This window comes from Nocardioides bigeumensis (assembly GCF_039531755.1).
GTDB classification, from domain to species: domain Bacteria; phylum Actinomycetota; class Actinomycetes; order Propionibacteriales; family Nocardioidaceae; genus Nocardioides; species Nocardioides bigeumensis.
In genome coordinates this window covers 283,015-301,452 of sequence record NZ_BAAAQQ010000002.1, presented here as the reverse complement: position 1 = coordinate 301,452, position 18,438 = coordinate 283,015, and the positions used below count along the sequence as shown (strand labels likewise).

The 18,438-nt window shown below is 71.5% G+C and carries 20 protein-coding genes; 9 read left to right on the top strand and 11 right to left on the bottom strand.

Features of this window, described 5'->3' with window-relative positions; genetic code table 11:
- Window positions 1-69 precede the first annotated feature (69 nt).
- Genes ABD295_RS02670 through ABD295_RS02660 form a run of 3 tightly spaced genes read right to left on the bottom strand, consistent with a single transcriptional unit; the run spans window position 70 to window position 3,348 of the window.
- On the bottom strand, window positions 70-1,056 hold the full coding sequence (locus tag ABD295_RS02670) for a CPBP family intramembrane glutamic endopeptidase (protein WP_344302058.1): 987 nt from the start codon (window positions 1,054-1,056) through the stop codon (window positions 70-72).
- 20 nt (window positions 1,057-1,076) lie between these two features.
- On the bottom strand, window positions 1,077-2,519 hold the full coding sequence (gene gltX, locus ABD295_RS02665; protein ID WP_344302700.1) for a glutamate--tRNA ligase: 1,443 nt from the start codon (window positions 2,517-2,519) through the stop codon (window positions 1,077-1,079).
- A gap of 16 nt (window positions 2,520-2,535) precedes the next feature.
- Window positions 2,536-3,348, bottom strand: a complete 813-nt coding sequence (locus ABD295_RS02660; protein WP_344302057.1) for a fumarylacetoacetate hydrolase family protein — start codon at window positions 3,346-3,348, stop codon at window positions 2,536-2,538.
- Between the two features lie 93 nt (window positions 3,349-3,441).
- On the opposite strand from ABD295_RS02660, the gene ABD295_RS02655 reads away from it, so the two are divergent.
- Genes ABD295_RS02655 through ABD295_RS02645 form a run of 3 tightly spaced genes read left to right on the top strand, consistent with a single transcriptional unit; the run spans window position 3,442 to window position 5,202 of the window.
- Window positions 3,442-4,305, top strand: coding sequence for a 3-methyladenine DNA glycosylase (locus tag ABD295_RS02655; protein WP_344302056.1), 864 nt, complete (start codon window positions 3,442-3,444; stop codon window positions 4,303-4,305).
- Entirely contained in the window at window positions 4,302-4,598 is a 297-nt protein-coding gene (locus ABD295_RS02650) for a DUF2087 domain-containing protein (protein WP_344302055.1), read from the top strand. The genes ABD295_RS02655 and ABD295_RS02650 overlap by 4 nt, the downstream gene beginning before the upstream one ends.
- Window positions 4,591-5,202 carry a pentapeptide repeat-containing protein gene (locus ABD295_RS02645; protein WP_344302054.1) on the top strand — a complete coding sequence of 204 codons (612 nt, stop codon included), beginning with the start codon at window positions 4,591-4,593 and terminating at the stop codon, window positions 5,200-5,202. The genes ABD295_RS02650 and ABD295_RS02645 overlap by 8 nt, the downstream gene beginning before the upstream one ends.
- Here ABD295_RS02645 and ABD295_RS02640 read toward each other — a convergent pair.
- Entirely contained in the window at window positions 5,113-5,766 is a 654-nt protein-coding gene (locus tag ABD295_RS02640) for a TetR/AcrR family transcriptional regulator C-terminal domain-containing protein (RefSeq protein WP_344302053.1), read from the bottom strand. The genes ABD295_RS02645 and ABD295_RS02640 overlap by 90 nt on opposite strands.
- A gap of 107 nt (window positions 5,767-5,873) precedes the next feature.
- On the opposite strand from ABD295_RS02640, the gene ABD295_RS02635 reads away from it, so the two are divergent.
- Genes ABD295_RS02635 through ABD295_RS02625 form a run of 3 tightly spaced genes read left to right on the top strand, consistent with a single transcriptional unit; the run spans window position 5,874 to window position 7,824 of the window.
- A complete protein-coding gene (locus tag ABD295_RS02635) occupies window positions 5,874-6,503 on the top strand; it encodes a biotin transporter BioY (RefSeq protein WP_344302052.1) in 630 nt (209 codons plus the stop codon).
- Window positions 6,504-6,519: 16 nt separating this feature from the next.
- Window positions 6,520-7,203, top strand: a complete 684-nt coding sequence (locus tag ABD295_RS02630; RefSeq protein WP_344302051.1) for an energy-coupling factor ABC transporter ATP-binding protein — start codon at window positions 6,520-6,522, stop codon at window positions 7,201-7,203.
- A gap of 6 nt (window positions 7,204-7,209) precedes the next feature.
- Window positions 7,210-7,824 carry an energy-coupling factor transporter transmembrane component T family protein gene (locus tag ABD295_RS02625; protein ID WP_344302050.1) on the top strand — a complete coding sequence of 205 codons (615 nt, stop codon included), beginning with the start codon at window positions 7,210-7,212 and terminating at the stop codon, window positions 7,822-7,824.
- 10 nt (window positions 7,825-7,834) lie between these two features.
- On the opposite strand, the gene ABD295_RS02620 is transcribed toward ABD295_RS02625, so the two are convergent.
- The gene (locus ABD295_RS02620; RefSeq protein WP_344302049.1) at window positions 7,835-8,392 is read right to left on the bottom strand and encodes an NAD(P)H-dependent oxidoreductase; all 558 of its coding nucleotides are present in this window, start codon (window positions 8,390-8,392) and stop codon (window positions 7,835-7,837) included.
- A 129-nt stretch (window positions 8,393-8,521) separates the two neighbouring features.
- On the opposite strand from ABD295_RS02620, the gene ABD295_RS02615 reads away from it, so the two are divergent.
- Window positions 8,522-9,184, top strand: a complete 663-nt coding sequence (locus tag ABD295_RS02615; protein WP_344302048.1) for a TetR/AcrR family transcriptional regulator — start codon at window positions 8,522-8,524, stop codon at window positions 9,182-9,184.
- Here ABD295_RS02615 and cimA read toward each other — a convergent pair.
- The 5 genes from cimA to ABD295_RS02590 all read right to left on the bottom strand — a co-directional run bounded on the left by cimA (window position 9,135) and on the right by ABD295_RS02590 (window position 15,250).
- On the bottom strand, window positions 9,135-10,742 hold the full coding sequence (gene cimA, locus ABD295_RS02610) for a citramalate synthase (RefSeq protein ID WP_344302047.1): 1,608 nt from the start codon (window positions 10,740-10,742) through the stop codon (window positions 9,135-9,137). The genes ABD295_RS02615 and cimA overlap by 50 nt on opposite strands.
- Window positions 10,743-11,094: 352 nt before the next feature.
- A complete protein-coding gene (locus ABD295_RS02605) occupies window positions 11,095-12,771 on the bottom strand; it encodes a serine/threonine-protein kinase (RefSeq protein WP_344302046.1) in 1,677 nt (558 codons plus the stop codon).
- Between the two features lie 88 nt (window positions 12,772-12,859).
- Window positions 12,860-13,948, bottom strand: a complete 1,089-nt coding sequence (locus ABD295_RS02600) for a branched-chain amino acid aminotransferase (RefSeq protein ID WP_425573940.1) — start codon at window positions 13,946-13,948, stop codon at window positions 12,860-12,862.
- Window positions 13,949-14,027: 79 nt separating this feature from the next.
- Entirely contained in the window at window positions 14,028-15,110 is a 1,083-nt protein-coding gene (locus ABD295_RS02595) for a 3-isopropylmalate dehydrogenase (RefSeq protein WP_344302045.1), read from the bottom strand.
- Between the two features lie 11 nt (window positions 15,111-15,121).
- Window positions 15,122-15,250, bottom strand: a complete 129-nt coding sequence (locus tag ABD295_RS02590; RefSeq protein WP_344302044.1) for a hypothetical protein — start codon at window positions 15,248-15,250, stop codon at window positions 15,122-15,124.
- Between the two features lie 409 nt (window positions 15,251-15,659).
- On the opposite strand from ABD295_RS02590, the gene ABD295_RS02585 reads away from it, so the two are divergent.
- Window positions 15,660-16,226 (top strand): O-methyltransferase, encoded by a 567-nt coding sequence (locus ABD295_RS02585; protein WP_344302043.1) that lies wholly within the window; start codon window positions 15,660-15,662, stop codon window positions 16,224-16,226.
- Here the strand turns inward: ABD295_RS02585 and yczE are convergent.
- A complete protein-coding gene (yczE, locus tag ABD295_RS02580) occupies window positions 16,213-16,902 on the bottom strand; it encodes a membrane protein YczE (protein WP_344302042.1) in 690 nt (229 codons plus the stop codon). The genes ABD295_RS02585 and yczE overlap by 14 nt on opposite strands.
- 62 nt (window positions 16,903-16,964) lie before the next feature.
- Here yczE and yczR point away from each other — a divergent pair, with 62 nt between their 5' ends.
- Window positions 16,965-18,398: a MocR-like transcription factor YczR gene (gene yczR / locus ABD295_RS02575; protein WP_344302041.1), complete on the top strand. Its 1,434-nt coding sequence runs from the start codon at window positions 16,965-16,967 to the stop codon at window positions 18,396-18,398.
- Window positions 18,399-18,438 lie beyond the last annotated feature (40 nt).

Below are 18,438 nucleotides of genomic sequence, written 5' to 3'. Positions count from 1 at the left end.
GCATCCAGACCTGCGGTGACGAGGGCCGAAACCCCATCTCAACAAGGGGTTCTGACGACCAGCGGAACCTCACGCCCGAGCCGAGGGGACACGATACACAGGCCCTCGGGAGGCGGCCAAAACGGCCGGGTCGGCAGTGGTCGACAGGCCCATCCGGCGGGCCACGAGGACCGCGAGCCCGAGGTAGACCAGCGACTGCGTGAGGGTCACTGGAATGCTCCACCACGTGCCGCCGGACGGACTCAGGCTCGAGGCGATGTCGCCGTACGCCAGGGCGAGCCCGAACGCCAGGAGGTTGTTGAGCACGTGCATCGCGATGCCCGCCTCGAGACCGCCGGTCAGGATCACCAGCGTGCCCGCGACCAGACCGAACGCCAGCCGGTCGAAGAAGATGGGCACGCTCTGACCGACCCCGTGGGCGAGGGCGAAGAGGATCGACGGGACCACCACGGCCAGGATCTTGGCGGCGGTCTCGCTGAAGTGGGAGAAGAAGCCGCCGAACGCCTGGGTCAGGTAGCCGCGGAAGAAGTACTCCTCCCCTGCCGCCTGCAACGGCGTCAGGAACACCACGATGACCAGGAAGTCGCGGGTCTGCCGCGTGAAGTCGTTGAGCTGGCCCGACACCTCGGGGCCGGTGCCCTGCTGGTCGGGCAGCACGAGCGAGACGAGCACCGTCGCGACGAGCGCCACCATCGACACCAGCAGGCAGGCGCAGAAGTAGCCCCACCGGATCCGTGGCCGGATCGACGACAGCCACCCCGGCTTGAGGCCGTGCAGCGCCCAGCCGAGCAACCACACCGCCGGGATCAGGCTCGCCAGAGAGACATTGAGGTAGGCCAGCGTCACCGGCGTCGGGTCGCTGACGCCGGCCAGCGTGTTGAGGGCCTCGTCAGCGGTGTACCCCTGGATGAAGAGGTACGCCGAGAAGGGCACCAGCCACGCGGCGGTGACCCCGATGAAGGCGCCCACCGCGAGGAGCACGCCGAGGATCGGCCGCCAGATCCCGGGCTGACCGGCCCGCTGCAGCTCGTGGTACTCCAGCCGCCCGCCCTGCATCGCGTCCCCCGTTCGCCAGCTCAGCCGGCGACCGCGGCCAACCGGGCGAGGGACCGCTCGCGTCCGAGGAGCTCGAGGCTCTCGAACAGGGGCGGCGAGACCTTGCGCCCGGTGACCGCGATGCGTACCGGCCCGAAGGCCAGGCGTGGCTTGAGCTCCAGCTTCTCCACGAGCGCGACCCGGAGTGCCTCGTCGATGGCAGCGGTGGTCCACTCGGGCAGCGCCGACAGGGCGTCGTAAGCCGCCTGCACCACCGGCCGGCCGGCCTCGTCGACCTCGTCGACGCGGGTGAAGCCGGCTTCGTCCACCAGCAGGAAGGACAGCATGTCGACGGCCTCGGTCAGCTTGTTCATCCGCTCCGACACCAGGGGCATCGCCGCGTCGAGGACGGCCTGCTCGCCGGCGGTCGGCGGGTCGGCGACGAGCCCGGCGGACTGGAGGTAGGGCAGCACGCGCCGGCCGATCTCCTCGGTGGAGAGCAGCCGCATGTGCGAGGCGTTGATCGCCTCGAGCTTCTTGAGGTCGAACCTCGCCGGGTTCGGGTTGACGTCCTTGATGTCGAAGGCCGCCACCATCTCCTGCATGGTGAAGACGTCGCGGTCGGCGGCGATCGCCCAGCCCAGCAGCGCCATGTAGTTGAGCAGGCCCTCGGGCAAGAAGCCCTGGTCGCGGTAGGCCAGTGCGTGGGCCTCGGGGTCGCGCTTGGAGAGCTTCTTGTTGCCCTGGCCCATGACGTAGGGCAGGTGGCCGAAGCGCGGAGCCCCGGTGCCGATGCCGGCCTCGGCGAGCGCGGCGTACAGGGGGATCTGCCGCGGCGTGCTCGACAGCAGGTCCTCGCCGCGGAGGACGTGGGTGATGCCCATCAATGCGTCGTCGACGGGGTTGACCAGGGTGTAGAGCGGGTCGCCGTTGGCGCGCGCGAGCGCGAAGTCGGGCACGTGGTCGCTGTGGAAGGTCACGTCGCCGCGGACCAGGTCGTCGAAGGTGATCTCGCCGTCGGGCATCCGGAAGCGAGTCACCGGCGCGCGGCCGTCCGCCTCGAACGCCGCGACCTGGTCGGCGGTGAGCTCGCGGCAGAAGCCGTCGTACCCCATGCTCTTGGAGCCCGACGCCTGACGCCGCGCGGCGACCTCGTCCGTGGTGCAGTAGCAGGCGTAGGTGTGCTGGCCGGCGCGCAGCTTGTCGAGCGCGTCGCGGTAGACGTCGCCGCGCTCCGACTGCCGGTACGGCGCGTGCGGGCCGCCGACGTCGGGTCCCTCGTCCCAGTCGAAGCCGAGCCAGGTGAAGAGGTCGATCAGGCCGTCGTAGGACTCCTGGGTGTTGCGGGAGGCGTCGGTGTCCTCGATGCGCAGCACGAAGGTGCCGCCGTGGTGGCGCGCGAACGCCCAGTTGAAGAGGGCCGTGCGCACCAGGCCGACGTGCGGGCTGCCGGTCGGGGACGGCGCCATGCGCACCCTGACCATGGAGTCGTTCTGCGGCTCAGTCACGGGACGCGACCCTATTGGCGAGGCTGCCGATGCGGGCAATCGCGATCTCGACCTCGTCGCCGACCTCCATCGGTCCGACGCCGTCGGGCGTCCCGGTCAGGATCACGTCGCCGGGCAGCAGCGTCATCACGCTGGTGATGTGGGCCACGAGCGTGGGGATGTCGAAGATCAGGTCCTTGGTCGAGCCGTCCTGCTTGAGGTCGCCGTTGAGGTAGGTCTGCACGGCGAGTCCGTCGGCGAAGTCCTGCGGGTCAAGGTCGGTCTCGATCCACGGCCCGAGCGGGCAGAAGGAGTCGAAGCCCTTGGCCCGGGTGAACTGCACGTCCTTCTTCTGCAGGTCGCGCGCGGTGACGTCGTTGGCGATGGTGTAGCCGAAGATCACGTCGGTCGCCCGCTCCGGCGCGATGTGCCGCGCGACGTCGCTGATGACGACGGCGAGCTCGCCCTCGAAGTGCAGGTTCTGGGTCTGCGGCGGATAGATGATCGGGTCACCCGGGCCGATCACCGAGGTGTTGGGCTTGAGGAACATCATCGGCTCCTCCGGCAGGTCGTGGCCCATCTCGGCGGCGTGCGCGGCGTAGTTGCGCCCGATCGCGACCACCTTGCTGCGCGGGATGACCGGTGCGAGCAGCCGCACGTCGGCCAGCCGGTGCTCGGTCTGCGTCGGCTTCACCCCCGCGAAGAGCGGATCGCCCGCCAGCTCGACCACCACGGTGTCGTCGTCGGGCTGGCCGAGGTCGTCGACGTCGCCCATCACCACCCCGAACCTGGGCTCGTCACCGGTCGTGAACCTCGCGATACGCACGGTCTCGACCCTATCGAGGTACCGGTGGTCGCCCAGCGGTGGTCGAGGAGCTCGCAGCAACGGTCACGAGACCTCGACGGATAGCCTGCCTCAGTGCTCCGGACCGCCGTACGACTGCCGCGATCCGAGTGGACCGCCCGCGCGGCCGCCCACGAGGCGCGCGTCGACGCGCTTGTCGCGCCGCACCTCGAGCGCCGCCGCGACGGCGTGCAGCACCCGGTCCACGACTTCCTCTTCACCTACTACTCCCAGCGGCCCGCGCAGCTGCGCCGCTGGCACCCCGGCTTCGGGGTGGCCCTCGAGGACGCCGCCGAGCGAGCGGACTGGAAGGGCTACGACGAGCACGGCGTGTCCGCGGCGTACGTCGAGTCGCAGCATCAGCTCCTCGAGTCGACGCTGGCGCTGCTCACGGCGACGGCCGGTCGTCCGGCCAACTTCGGCTGCTTCGGCCTGCACGAGTGGGCGATGGTCCATCGCCTGGCCGACGACGAGACCCGCCACCCCGACTGGCCCCTGCGACTCGGCCCCGACGGCACCGACCAGGTCGTCGAGTCGCACCGCATCGCCTGCTCGCACTTCGACGCGTTCCGCTTCTTCACCCCCTCGGCCCGCCCGCTCAACGTGCTGCAGCCCGGCCCGGCCGACCGGCCGGCGTACGAGCAGCCCGCCTGCCTGCACGGCAACATGGATCTCTACAAGCACGCGTTCCGGCTCTCGCCGATGGTCCCGAGCGAGCTCGTCGCCGACTGCTTCGAGCTCGCCCGCGACATCCGGGTCATGGACATGCGTGCCTCGCCCTACGACCTCGCCGACCTGGGCTTCGAGCCGATCCGCATCGAGACGCCCGAGGGCAAGCGGGAGTACGCCGCCGCGCAGCGTGGCTTCGCCGAGCGCGCCGCGCCGCTGCGCAATCGGCTGGCTGAGGAGTGCGGGAGGCTCTTAAGGTCGATCGGGTGACTGAGTCTGTCCCTGCCGATCCCGCCGCCTACGAACGCGTGCTCAAGGCGTTCCTCAGGCCCGATGGGACGCTGCACACGATCCCGACGAAGCGTTCGAAGCTGCTGGTCGTGCTCGACCACCTCTCACAACGGTTCGAGCCCGGCCGGCGCTACTCCGAGGCCGAGGTGAGCGATGACCTGGAGAAGGTGCATCCCGACTATGCAGCCCTGCGTCGGTATCTCGTGGACGACGGGTTCCTGACCCGCGAGGAGGGTGTCTACTGGCGCACCGGCGGCTCGGTCGATGTCTGACCCCGGTCAGGAGACCGTGGGGCTGGCGTACCGCGACGAGGACTGGTACGCCGAGGAGCTCGGCGCCCGGGTCTGGCGTGACTGCACGTTCACCGACGTCGACCTGACCGAGGCGACGAGCCACGGGGCGACGTTCGAACGCTGCGTCTTCTCCAACTGCCGGCTCAACTCGTCGGTGCACACCTCGACGGCGTTCGTGGGCTGCGACTTCAAGCGGACCAGCCTCTTCGACGTGACGCTGGACGGCTGCAAGCTGACGGGCTCGGTCTTCAGCGAGTGCGTGCTGAAGCCGGTCACCGTGACGGGCGGTGTCTGGCGCGGCGTGACCTTCCGCGGCGGCAGCCTGGCCAAGGTCGACCTCACTGGCGTGGACCTGCGTGAGTCGGACCTGTCGATGACCGACCTCTCCGGGGCCGTGCTGCGCGACTGCCGGCTCGACGGAGCCACCCTCCGACAGGCGAACCTGACGGAGGCTGATCTCCGCGGTGCCACGCTCGACGGGGTGGACCTCGCGTCAGCGACCCTGCGGCGTACGCGCCTCGACCTCGCCGGCGCCGTCCACCTCGCCACCTTGCAGGGCGCGGACGTCGACACCTCTGGGTAGTTCGGGCACGGGAAGCCGGACGGCCAGGCCGTCGACGATCAGCGACAGGCCCAGGTCGAAGTCGGAGGTGGAGCGCGGCGGGCCGTCGACCGCGCCGGCAGACCCGGCCTGGAGGTAGGCCTGCTCGTCGGCGGCGTGGCCGAAGACGTAGTGGAGCAGGGTCCGCGCGCCCGCCGAGGCCAGGGAGGGGTCGAAGCCGGCCGCTGCCAGGCTCGACTCCAGCCGCCTCGCGGGCTCGAGAGCGCCGAGCCCGAAGGCGTGCACGGTCGCGACCAGCTCGGCACCGTCGCGGTAGGCCAGCACCGCGTCGCGGAGCTCACCGCAGACGTGCCGCACGACGTCGTCCCAGGCCGCGTCCGCGGCGGGAGCGGGCCGGGCGCCCAGGCGCAGGACCTCGTCGGCGACGGCCGCGAGCAGCGTCTGCTTGTTGGCGAAGTGGTGGTAGAGGGCACTCGGCTGCACCCCCAGCTCACCTCCGAGGCGACGCATGGACAGGTCGCCGAGGCCGTAGGCGTCGAGCAGCGCAACGGCCCTGGTGACGATGTCGGCCCGGCGGTAACGCATGTCTCACCCACCCTCGTTGACGGCGTCGAGCGACGACCCTAACCTGAACGCCGTTCACCTGACCACCGTTCAGGTTCTCCCGAGTTAAGGACGACGCAGGCGTGACCATGACGAACCAGTCAGACCAGACCCAGTCCGACCAGATCCAGTCCGACGCCCCGGCCGCCACCAGGAGCCGCTTCTCCCCCACCGACCTCGCGCTCATCGCCGCCTTCGCGGCGCTGATCTCGGCTTGCGCGTACGTCGGCGCGATCCCGGTCGGCGGCTCCGGCGTGCCGATCACCCTCCAGACCTTCGGCGTCATGCTCGCCGGCTGCCTGCTGGGACACCTTCGCGGCTTTCTCGCCGCGGCGCTCTACCTCGGCCTCGGTGCCGTCGGTCTCCCCGTCTTCGCCGAGCACTCGTCCGGCCTGGCGGTCTTCACCGGCGCCAGCGCGGGCTACCTCTGGTCCTTCCCCGTCGCCGCCCTGGTCGGCGGCTTCCTGGTGAAGTACGTCGCCGGGCGCAAGGGCAAGACGCGCGCCCTCGCCGTGTTCCTCTGCTCCATCACTGCAAGCGCGCTGGTCATCCACCCGATGGGCATGGGCGGCCTGATGCTGGTCCTCGACATCTCGCTGCGTGAGGCTTTCAAGATCGACGTGGTGTTCTGGCTGGGCGACGTCCTCAAGACGACCCTGGTCGCGCTGATCGCCGCCGAGGTGCACCGCGCCTTCCCGCGGCTGCTCCACCGCGACTGACGTCTCGACGCACGGAGTGCCGACCCTCGCGCTCGACGGCGCCGGCCTGACCGTCGGCGACAGGGTCGTCCTCGCGCCGACCACGCTCACCCTCACCGAGCGCCGCATCGGCGTGATCGGGGCCAACGGGTCGGGCAAGTCGACACTGGTCCGGATGCTCAACGGCCTGGTCGAGCCGAGCGCGGGTCGGGTCGTGGTCGACGGGTTCGACGTCGCCCGTCAGGGCGCCAAGGTGCGGCGCCTGGTCGCCTTCGCCTTCACCGACCCGGCCGCCCAGCTCGTGATGCCCACCTGTGTCGAGGACGTCGAGCTGTCGCTGCGCTCCCTCGAGCGGCACGCAGGCGCGCGGCGAGCGCGTGCCATGGACGTGCTCGAACGGTTCGGCTTGGCCGACCACGCCCACGACAGCGTGCACTCCTTGTCCGGCGGCCAGAAGCAGCTGCTCGCGCTGGCCGGCGTCCTCGCCGTCGAGCCGGCCGTCCTCGTCGCCGACGAGCCGACCACGCTGCTCGACCTGGCCAACACGCGGCAGGTGGCCGACCTGCTCTTCAGGCTCGAGCAGCAGCTGGTGCTCGTCACGCACGACCTCGACCTGGCCCGTCGCTGCGAGCGCGTGCTGGTCGTCGAGGACGCACGCATCAGGTACGACGGCGACCCGGGCGCCGCGGTCGACGACTACGTGGCCTCGGTCGGAGCGTGAGTGACCATGAGTGACACCGTCCTGGTCAGCGCCTACGTCCCCCGCGACACCGTCGTGCACCGGCTGTGGCCGGGGGCCAAGCTGGTCGCCCTGGCGGCGTACAGCCTGACCGTGGTGCTCACGCGGAGCATGCCGCTGGCGTTCGCGTTCCTGGCGGTCGCCGTGGGGGCCGCGCTCGTGGCCAGGGTCCCCCTGGGCGCGGTGGCCCGCGCGACCCGGGCCGTGCTGGCGATCGCGCTGGTGGCGTCGGCCTTCCAGTGGTGGTGGTACGGCCGCGACAAGGCGGTCGAGACATTCGTCGACCTGGTGGCGCTCGCGCTGATGGCGATCGTGGTGTCGAGCTCGACTCCGGTGAACGCGATGCTCGACACCTTCGTGCGTGCCGTGGGCCCGGCTCGCGGGATAGGGGTGAACCCCGAGCGGGTCGCGCTCACGATCACCCTGGCCATCGGCGCGCTGCCGGGCACGGTCGCCCTGGCGCTCGAGACCCGCGACGCCGCTCGGGCGCGCGGCCTGGGCCGACACCCACGCGCCTACCTCACGCCCTTCGTGATCAGGGTCGTGGCCCGCGCCCACGAGACCGGGGACGCGCTCCAGGCCCGCGGGCTCGGCGACGACTGACCAGTGACCGTCAGGCGGCGGCGACCGCCGGACGGTGCTCGACGAGAGCGGTGAGCGCGCCGACGAAGCGGGCCACGACCTCAGGGTCCGCGAGGATGTCGCCCTCGACGGCCGACTCGGAGACCACCACGTGCTCGAGGACGTCGGCGCCAGCGATGCGTGCAGAACGGCGGGCGTCGTCGTGGGACCACTTCCCGCCGAAGCGGGTGGGGGTCGCGCCGATCGCGGCGAAGGGCTTGCCGGTGATCGCGCCGACGCCGTACGGGCGGGACAGCCAGTCGATCGCGTTGTTGAGCACGGCGGGCATGGTGCCGTTGAACTCCGGCGTGACGGCGAGCACGCGGTCGGCGGAGCCGACGAGGTCGCGCAGGGCCTGGGCGGGAGCCGGGCAGCCGTCAGGGCCGTCGATCTCGGGTGTGTAGAACGGCAGCTGGTCGAGACCCTCGGCGACCTCGATCGTGACGCCCGCGGGCGCGGAGGCGTCCAGGAGCTCGACGATGCGGCGGTTGAGGGAGTCGGGACGCAGACTGCCGAGCAGCACGACGACGCGGGTGGCAGCTTCGGGCACAGGGAGCTCCTCAGGGTGGGTACGGGGACACCGGCAAAACGGACTACAGTCCGCTTCTATTCCCGAGCCGGGAACCCGGTCTAGAGGTCAGGCGACGACGTCGGCGCGGCTGGCTACCGTGTGCCCGTCATGACCATCACTCCGGGGGACCTGTTCACTCCCCGCGCCCTGCCGCTGCTCGACGAGCGTCCGCCCGAGCGGCGCGACGCCGCGCGCAACCGCATGGCCCTGCTGGAGGCCGCCCAGCGGCTGATCGAGCACTACGGGATCGACAAGGTCACGATGGACGCGGTCGCCGAGGCAGCCGGCGTGGGCAAGGGCACGGTGTTCCGGCGCTTCGAGTCGCGCGAGGGCCTGATGGCAGCCGTGCTCGACCACTCCGAGACGGAGTGGCAGGCGGCGGTCATCTCCGGTCCGCCGCCGCTGGGCCCGGGCGCGCCGCCATGGGAGCGGCTCCTCGCCTTCGGCCGCTCGCGGCTGGAGACCTCGCTCGAGCACGCCGACCTGATCCGCAACGCCGGTCGCGCCGGCACCCGCTCCTTCGCCGCCTACTCGTTCGCGGCGATGCACCTGCGCTACCTCCTGACCCAGCTCGGCGTCGCCGGTGACCTCCAGCTGCTCGCGGTGGCGCTGATGGCGCCCCTGGAGGCGCCGATCCTCGACCAGCAGGTGCGCATCGAAGGGCTCGACGTCGGCCGGGTGTACGACGGCTGGGCCGACCTGGCCGGGAGGATCGTGGGCGCTAGCCCCTATCCCCCTCCTGCCGGTGGTGCTTCCGCAGACCGAACGTGAGCCCGTCGATCAGCGCGTCCCACGACGCCTCGATCACGTTGGCGCCGAGGCCGACCGTCACCCACGTCGACTCGCCGTCCGAGGTCTCGATCAGCACCCGCGTGATCGCGTCGGTGCCATGCCCGCCAGGCAGCGACGGGTCGAGGATGCGCACCTTGTAGTCGATCAGCTCGAACTTCGCGACCTCTGGGAACGCCTGCTCGATCGCCGACCTCAAGGCAGCGTCGAGGGCGTTGACCGGGCCGTTGCCCTCGCCGGTGACGACGTAGCGCACCCCCTCGGCACGCAGCTTGACCGTCGCCTCCGACACCGCCTCGCCGTCCGGGCTCGAGTCGGTGATGACGCGCCAGGACTCGATGTCGAAGTACGACGGCCGGACGCCCTCGACCTCCTCGATCAGCAGCAGCTCGAAGGACGCGTCGGCGGCCTCGAAGCTGTGCCCGCGCGCCTCCATCTCCTTGACTCGCTCGGTGACCCGCGTGACCAGCTCGCGGTCGCCGCTCAGGTCGAAGCCGAGCTCGCGGCCCTTCAGCTCGATGGTCGCGCGGCCCGCCATGTCGGAGACCAGCAGCCTCATGTCGTTGCCGACGCCGATCGGGTCCATGTGCTGGTAGAGGTCCGGGTCGACCTTGATCGCCGACGCGTGCAGACCCGCCTTGTGGGCGAAGGCGCTGGTGCCGACGTACGGCTGCCGTGACGCAGGCGGCACGTTGGTCACCTCGGCGACCGCGTGCGCGATCCGGGTGGCGTCGCGCAGCAGCCCCTGCGGGAGCACGCGCTTGTCCAGCTTGAGCTCGAGGTTGGCGACCACGGAGACCAGGTCGGCGTTGCCGGTGCGCTCGCCGTAGCCGTTGATCGTGCCCTGCACGTGCGTGGCGCCGGCGTCGACCGCGGTCAGCGTGTTGGCCACCGCGCACCCCGTGTCGTTGTGGCAGTGGATCCCGACGCGGACCCCGGTCGACACGACGTCGTGGACGACGTCACCCACCCAGCTGGGCAGCATGCCGCCGTTGGTGTCGCACAACGCCACGACCTCGGCCCCGGCGTCGTACGCCGTGCGCAGCACCTCGAGCGCGTAGGCCCGGTTGGCGCGGTAGCCGTCGAAGAAGTGCTCGGCGTCCAGGAACACCGTCTGCCCTTCATCGCGGAGGTGGCTGACCGTGTCGCGGACCATGGCGAGGTTCTCCTCGAGCGTGGTCCGCAGCGCCAGCTCGACGTGACGGTCGTGCGACTTGGCGACCAGGGTGACGACCGAGGCACCGCTGTCACGGAGCGCGGCGACCAGCGGGTCGTCGGCCGCGCGTACGCCGGCGCGGCGGGTGGCGCCGAAGGCCGCGAGCTTGGCGTGCCGCAGGTCGAGCTCGTCGGCGGCCCTGCGGAAGAACTCGGTGTCCCTAGGGTTCGCTCCTGGCCAGCCGCCCTCGATGTAGCCGACGCCCAGCCCGTCCAGCTGCTTGGCGATGGTCAGCTTGTCGGCGACCGTCAGGTTGAGCCCCTCCTGCTGGGCGCCGTCGCGCAGGGTGGTGTCGTAGACGTGGAACGAACCTTGAAGTTCCATCTCTGTCTTCCTCGTTGGCTGACCGGGTTTCGAGACGGCTGGGCGGCCGTCCTCGCTGCGCTCGAACCGCCGCCCATCCTCCTCATCCTTCCGCCCTGTTCGGGCGTAAAAAAACCTCTCGCGTGGACGAGAGGTTGGCGCGGCGGGAGGGTCCCGACGCGCTAGGCGATGATGATGAGCGACTGCTGCACGTCTCCGAGTCTGGCACGGTCCTGTTCGTCCTGGGGCGGGGTCTCGCGATCCGGCCGACCGGGAGGGGACCGTAACCGCGCAATTGCGCGGAAATTGCCGTCGTGGGCGCCCGGGAGGGGCAACAACTGCGCAATTGCGCGGAAATGGCCCTCCCGAGAGGTCAGCGCAGACCAGGGAGGAACGAGTCGAGGCTGAAGCCCGCCAGCAGGTGGTCGTCGGCCGGCGCCCAGTCGGGCCCTCGGGTGTCGACCGACCAGCCGGCCAGCGACGCCGAGGCCAGCACGAGCGCGGTCGTGACGAGCCAGAGCGCGGGTCGTGCCGTGAGCGGGCGGACCACCCGCCGCACAGGTCCCCGCACCCGGCTGCCGCCCGGGCCGAGCCACAACCCGACCATGAAGGTGACGCCGCAGAACGCCAGCGTCCAGGGCACGCCGAGCGCGAACGCGTAGCCCAGCAGTGCCGCCGCGGTCGCCAGGCCGAGCCCCCACAGCGCCAGCATCAGCGTGCCGGGCACGGACTGCACGAGGTGCCAGGGGGTGGCGAGGAGGAGCTGCGGTCCGTCGTACCAGCTGGACCGCCCCCGCAGCATCCGTCGGTTGCTGGCCGCGCTGGCCGCCAGGGACCCGCTGCGCAGCAGCCAGACGACGATGACGACCAGGAAGGTCGCGAGGTAGGGATAGGCGCCGATCGCCCCGCCCATCGCCAGGCCCGTGGCGACGAGCAAGCCGCTGGTGCGCAGCCGCACGCCCAGCGGCGGCTTGGGCGCGGGCGGCGTCGGTCCGAAGCGCGGGTCCATCGCCCAGGGGTCGTGCCACCCGGAGTCGGCCCGTTCGTTGAGGGTGGGGTCGACGTACGTCGGCTCCGGGTGCGTCACGTCGTGGGCACGTGCCGACGACGCCAGCGCCAGCGGAGTGGTGAAGAAGTCGTCCTCGAAGGGCTTGTCGACGGTACGCCGGGCGGTCGGCACCGGGGGCGGCTCCTGGAGTCGGCGCACTGCCTCGAGCAGCGACGGTCGCTGTCTCGGGTCGGGGTGCAGTGCGCCCACCAGCACCGAGCGGACGTGCTGGGGCAGGCCGGACAGGTCGTGCTCGCCGCGCCGGACGCGGTCCATGATCGCCATCGACGGGCCGCGGCCGAACGGTGCGCGACCGGTCCCCGCGAACGCGACCGTGGCGGCCCAGGCGTGCACGTCGGACGCGGTCGTGGCGTCATCGCCGTGCAGGATCTCGGGCGCCAGGAAGCCGGGCGTGCCCAGCAGCCATCCGGTGTGGGTCAGCTTGGGGTCGTCGGCCACGCGCGCCAGGCCGAAGTCGATGAGGATCGGGGCACGACCCTCCATCAAGACGTTGGACGGCTTCACGTCGCGGTGCAGCACCCCTTGGGCGTGCACCGCCATGAGCGCCTCACCGAGCCTGGTCGCGAACCACACCAGGTCACCCGCGGGGATCGGGCCCTCCTCGCGGACGTGGTCGTGCAGGGAGAGCCCGGGGACGTAACGGGTGGCGACGTAGGGCACGTCGCCCCACGGGTCGGAGTCGACGATCTCCGCGACGCCGACGTGCCGGATCCGGGACAGCGACCCCACCTCGCGGGACAGCCGCTGACGGGCTTCCTCGTCGCCCACGATGTGCGGGCGCAGCACCTTGAGGGCGACGCGCGCGCCGCCCGGGCGCTGGGCCAGGTGCACCACACCCATGCCGCCCTCGCCGATGCGGGTCAGCAGCCGGTACCCGTCGACGGTCAGCCCCGGCGGCGGACCGGTCGGCTGGCCGGTCGGCGGGCCGGTCGGCTGGCCGGTCGGCTGGCCGGGCGCCGGGGCCGGCGAGGCGGTCGTCACGCCGTCGAATGTACCCGCGCGACCCGCCCCGAGCCGGGATCCCACGGCTGCCCATCAGGGCAACCGGCTCGCACGTCCGGGCACGCGGCTAGCAGACGCGGTGCATCCACCCGAAGGTGTCGTCGGCGCGCCCGTACTGGATGTCGACCAGCGCTTGGCGCACCTGGCGGGTCACAGGACCTGCCTCGGTGACGTCGGGCGTCGTGCCGCCGTCCCACTTGAGGGCGCCGACGGGCGTGACGACGGCCGCCGTGCCGCAGGCGAACACCTCGGTGATCTCGCCGCTGCCGACGCCGTCGCGCCACTCGTCGATGGACAGCTTGCGCTCCTCGACGTCGTGGCCGAGCTTGCCGGCGAGCTCGATGATGCTGGAGCGGGTGATGCCCTCGAGGATCGTGCCGGTGGCGGGGGTGACGATGCGGCCGTCGGCGTGCACGAAGTACATGTTCATGCCGCCCAGCTCCTCGACGTACTTGCCCTCGGCGGCGTCGAGGAAGACGACCTGGTCGCAGCCCTGCTCGGTCGCTTCCTGCTGGGCCACCAGCGAGCTGGCGTAGTTGCCACCCGTCTTGGCCGCGCCCATGCCGCCGCGGCCGGCGCGGGTGTACTCCTCGGTGAGCCACAGGGTGACCGGCTTGAGGCCGCCCTTGAAGTACGCGCCTGCAGGGCTCGCGATCACCATGAAGGTCACGTGCTGGGCGGGCCGGACGCCGAGGAACTTCTCGGACGCGAACATGAACGGCCGCAGGTAGAGGCTCTTCTCCCCCGTCGAGTCCGGCACCCAGCGTGCGTCCTGGGTGACCAGCGCGTCGACGGCCGCGACGAAGTCCTCGACCGGCAGCACCGGCAGCGCCAGCCGCCCGCTGGAGCGGACCATCCGCTCGGCGTTGGCCTCGGGACGGAAGGTCCAGATCGAGCCGTCGTCGTGCCGGTAGGCCTTCATGCCCTCGAAGATCTCCTGCGCGTAGTGCAGGACGGCGGTCGCCGGGTCGAGGGTCAGCGGACCGTAGGGCTCGATGCGCCCGGCGTGCCAACCCTGGTCGGGCGTCCACTCGAGGGTGAGCATGTGGTCGCTGAAGTGGGTGCCGAAACCGGGGTTCGCGAGGATCTCGGCGAGCCGCTCGTCAGGGACGGGGTTGGGGTTCTGGGTGGTGCTGAGCTGCAGGGTGCTGGACACGAAATGCACGGTATCCGACCTCTCGTTCAAGGGTCATGGGGACGTGGGAAACCGCACCCCGGACCGCTCGCTGGTGGACCTAGGAGAGACGGGACGCGATCGCGTCGCCGACCTCGGCGGTACGCCGGGGTGCGCCGGGTACTCGCTCGCTCAGGTCGGCCAGCACGGCGGTCTCGATGGCCGCCGCAGCGTCAGCGTGGCCGAGGTGGTCGAGCAGCAGCGCCGCAGACAGGATGGTCGCCGTCGGGTCGGCCTTCTGCTGCCCGGCGATGTCGGGCGCCGAGCCGTGCACCGGCTCGAACATCGAGGGCGCGGTGCGGTCGGGGTTGATGTTGCCCGACGCCGCGAGCCCGATGCCTCCGGTGACCGCGGCGGCGAGGTCGGTGATGATGTCGCCGAAGAGGTTGTCGGTGACGATCACGTCGAAGCGGGCCGGGTCGGTGCTGAGGAAGATCGTCGCGGCGTCGACGTGGAGGTAGTCCACGGTCACGTCGGGGAAGTCCGGCGCGACCTCGCCGACGATCCGCGACCAGACGGCGCCGGCGTGGACGAGCACGTTGGTCTTGTGGACCAGGGTGAGCTTCTTTCGGGGCCGGCGCTGGGCCCGGGAGAACGCGTCACGGACGACCCGCTCGACGCCGTACGCCGTGTTGACGCTGACCTCCGTGGCGATCTCGGCCGGGGTGCCGACCCGCAGCGCGCCGCCGTTGCCGACGTAGGGGCCCTCGGTGCCCTCGCGGACGACGACGAAGTCGACCTCGCCCCTGGCCAGCACCGCCTCGGACAGCGGGGTCACCGCACCGGGGTAGATCTTCGACGGCCGGAGGTTGACGTAGTGGTCGAGCTCGAAGCGCAGCTTGAGGAGCAGCCCCCGCTCGAGCAGCCCCGCCGGGAGGTTCGGGTCGCCGGGCCGGCCGCCGACGGCGCCCAGCAGGATCGCGTCGTGCCCGCGGATCTCGTCCAGCACGCTGTCGGGCAGCACCTCACCGGTCGCGAGGTAGCGCTCGGCACCCAGGTCGTAGCGGGTGGTCTCGAGCTTGACCGGAGACGCCACCTCGAGCACCTTGAGCGCCTCGGAGACGACCTCGGGCCCGATCCCGTCACCCGGGATGACGGCGAGACGGGCGGGTGCGGAGGCAGGCTGGGACGGCGGGGAGGTCACAGTGGACGAGGCTAGTTGTCGTCCGGGCGCTGACCGCCGTTGTCCCGCAGGTCGATCGCGGCCTGGACGGCTGCCTCGGCGCTGCGGGGGTTCTCCGGGTCGTGCTGGCTGGGACCCCAGTCGGGGTACATGTCGTACATCGGTCTGTCTCTTCCTGTGACTTCTCTGTGGATGGGTTGGCAGCCCGGGCCTTGAGATATCGCGGAAGAGGCACGAGGCCGGAACCAGACCGGTCACGGATCACGTGGAGAAGAGCCTGGCCAGACGAGCTGGCGCACAGGAGGCGGGTCACGCCTTGAGGAGCGTCGCGCCGCGGGCATCTTCAGCGATTCGCAAGGCCCGGGAGCGGGATCAACGCCGAACACCGCGGCGAGGTGGCCTTGCTGTCAGGCCTCGCCGCGGCAGTCAATAAGTACGAAGACGCTCCGCATGATGGATCCACCGTACGCCGCCGGTCCGGCCTCGGCAGTGGATTTTGCGGTTCCGTTCAGGATGTGAGACTTGCAGCCCAGCATGGAAGACCGCCCGCGCGGATGAAAAGATCGCGCGGTGAGCGCACCCCCCGACCTCCCCGAGATCGTGCAGCGTGCCTTCGACGTCTCGCGCCGCGCCGGCTACGTCTCCTTCTGCCGCAACGAGACCGGTCGCCTGCTGGCCGCGCTGGCCGCGACGAGGTCGGGGACCCTGGCCGAGTTCGGCACCGGCTGCGGCGTCGGCACGGCGTGGCTGCGGTCGGGCATCCGCAACGGTGCCCACATCCTCACCGCCGAGCTCGACGCCCGGCTGGCGGGCGCGGCCGCCGAGATCTTCGAGGACGACAGCCAGGTCGAGGTGCTGGCGGCGGACTGGTCGACGCTGATGGACAAGGGTCCGTTCTCCCTGCTCTTCCTCGACTCCGGCGACCCCGAGAGCGTCCGGGTGGACGCGATCGCCGATCTCGTCGAGCCGGGCGGGATCGTCGTGCTCGACGACTTCGCTCCGTGCGAGTCCTGGCCGCCGGTGGCCTACAACCGCGTCGACACCCTGCGCGAGCAGTGGCTGACGGACGACCGCTTCACCGCCGTCGAGGTGATGATCGCCCCCGACGCGTCCGCGGTGATCGCTACTCGGCGCTAGTGACTACATCGCGCACCGAGACGGGCGCGATGACGTAGGGCAGCATCGCCTGCGTCAGCGGGCCGATGCCCAGCGCGTAGAGCACCGTCCCGAAGCCCAGCGCTCCGCCGAGCAGCAGGCCGATGACGACCACGGTGATCTCGAGACCGGTGCGCACGAGCCGCAGGGAGAGACCGGTACGGCGCGACAGGCCGGTCATCAGGCCGTCGCGCGGGCCGCGGCCGAGCTGCGCGCCGATGTAGACCGCCGTCGCCAAGCCGCAGAGAACCACGCCGCCGACGACCAGCGCGGCCCGCGCGACGAGGGAGTCGGGCGTGCTCAGCACGGACAGGAAGAGATCGGCGCTGAAGCCGATCACCAGCGCGTTGGAGACGGTGCCGATCCCGGGCTTCTCGCGCAGCGGGATCCAGAACACCAGCACGAGGAAGCTGACGCCGACGAGCACCTGGCCGATCGTGAACGGCAGGTGGTGGGTGACACCGGTGTGCAGCACGTCCCAGGGGGCCACCCCCAGGTCGGAGCGCACCATCATGGCGATCGAGAGTCCGTAGAGCACCAGGCCGGCGTACAGCTGCGGCAGCCGCCGACCGAGGCCACCCGCGCGCAGCTGGGCGATCGGGCCGAGGTCGGCGAGGACGGCCGCAGTGCCGTTCGCAGTCGTGGTGCTGGTGCTCACGAGGGCCACTCTTCCCTCGATTGGCTATGGAACAAATAGCCAATCGTGCGAGAGTGGTCTGCATGACCCCCACGATCGGCGCCTCGCGCATGGCCACGCTGGTGGGCGACTTCGACCGATCCCCCGCCTACGCCGGCCTCGCGGAGGCGATCCGGCACCTGCTCACCGACGGCCGGCTGCCGGTGGAGGCGCGGCTCCCGAGCGAGCGCGAGCTGACCGCAGCGCTGGCCGTGTCGCGCACCACCGTGACGCGCGCCTACGCCGCGCTCGTCGAGGCGGGGTACGCCGAGGCGCACCGCGGCTCGGGCACCTTCACCCGCGTCCCTGGCGGGCGGGCGCGCACCCACGACCGAGCGCTGCTCCCCCGGGCCGGCGACGCCGACGCGATCGACCTCAACTGCGCGGCGCCGGTGTCCCCGCCGGGGATCCAGCAGGCCTACGAGGCGGCGGTGGCCGACCTGCCCGCCTACCTCAGCGGCCACGGCTACTACCCCGCCGGGCTCCCCCGCCTCCAGCAGGCGATCGCGGCGACGTACGACGCCCGCGGGCTGCCCACCGACCCCGACCAGGTCATGGTGACCGCCGGAGCGCTGAGCGCCGCGTCGATCGTGTCGGCGGCGTTCACCGCACCCGGCCAGCGGGTGCTGGTCGAGACGCCTGTCTATCCCAACGCGACCGAGTCGCTGCGCCACCACGGCGCCCGGCTGGTCGGCAACCCGGTCGACCCGGACGGCTGGGACCTCGCCGTGGTCGCGGCCGGCCTGCGCCAGCACGCGCCGACGCTGGCCTATCTCATCCCCGACTTCCAGAACCCCACCGGCCACCTGATGCCCGACGAGCAGCGCGAGGAGTACGCCCACCACCTGCGCCGCGCCCGCACCGTCGCGCTCGTCGACGAGGCGCACCAGGCGCTGCCGCTCGAGGGTCAGGGGATGCCGCGCCCGTTCGCGTCGTACGCCGCCGACACGATCACGCTCGGCAGCGCCAGCAAGCCCTATTGGGGCGGTCTGCGCCTCGGCTGGATCCGCGCACCCCATCGGATGATGGACCGCCTGACCCGAGCCCGGATCTCGCTCGACCTGGGCGCACCTGTGCTCGAGCAGCTCGTGCTGGCCCACCTTCTCGAAGGCGGGTCCGACGTCCTCGAGCACCACCGGGCCCGGTTGCGCGAGCAGCGTGATGTCCTGGCCGCCGCGATCTCCGCGCGGCTGCCCGAGTGGCGCTTCCGGCTGCCGGGAGGAGGGCTCGCGCTGTGGTGCGAGCTGCCGGCCGACCGAGCGGTCGAGCTCGTCACCGAGGCCGAGCGCCGCGGCGTGATCGTCGCCCCCGGCCCGGTCTTCGCCGTCGAGGGCGGCCTGAACCGCTACGTGCGGGTGCCGTGGACCCGCTCGGTCGCCGAGCTCGAGCTCGCGGTCGACCGCCTCGCCGAGGCCTGGGCGGCCGTGAGCCAGGGCCGCGTCTCGGTTCCCTCACGATCCCGAGTCATGGTCGCCTGACGGGCCAAGGGCCCCGCCCGCTGCTGCGGACGAGGCCCTC

Bases quoted from the DNA above. Each gene is read 5' to 3' on its own strand.
- ABD295_RS02640 (WP_344302053.1), bottom strand. From the start codon at position 5,766: ATGCGTTACCGCCGGGCCGACATCGTCACCAGGGCCGTTGCGCTGCTC.
- ABD295_RS02590 (WP_344302044.1), bottom strand. From the start codon at position 15,250: ATGTACGACATGTACCCCGACTGGGGTCCCAGCCAGCACGACCCGGAG.
- ABD295_RS02635 (WP_344302052.1), top strand. From the start codon at position 5,874: ATGACGAACCAGTCAGACCAGACCCAGTCCGACCAGATCCAGTCCGAC.
- yczR (WP_344302041.1), top strand. From the start codon at position 16,965: ATGACCCCCACGATCGGCGCCTCGCGCATGGCCACGCTGGTGGGCGAC.
- ABD295_RS02645 (WP_344302054.1), top strand. From the start codon at position 4,591: ATGTCTGACCCCGGTCAGGAGACCGTGGGGCTGGCGTACCGCGACGAG.
- gltX (WP_344302700.1), bottom strand. From the start codon at position 2,519: ATGGTCAGGGTGCGCATGGCGCCGTCCCCGACCGGCAGCCCGCACGTC.
- ABD295_RS02670 (WP_344302058.1), bottom strand. From the start codon at position 1,056: ATGCAGGGCGGGCGGCTGGAGTACCACGAGCTGCAGCGGGCCGGTCAG.
- cimA (WP_344302047.1), bottom strand. From the start codon at position 10,742: ATGGAACTTCAAGGTTCGTTCCACGTCTACGACACCACCCTGCGCGAC.
- ABD295_RS02625 (WP_344302050.1), top strand. From the start codon at position 7,210: ATGAGTGACACCGTCCTGGTCAGCGCCTACGTCCCCCGCGACACCGTC.
- ABD295_RS02615 (WP_344302048.1), top strand. From the start codon at position 8,522: ATGACCATCACTCCGGGGGACCTGTTCACTCCCCGCGCCCTGCCGCTG.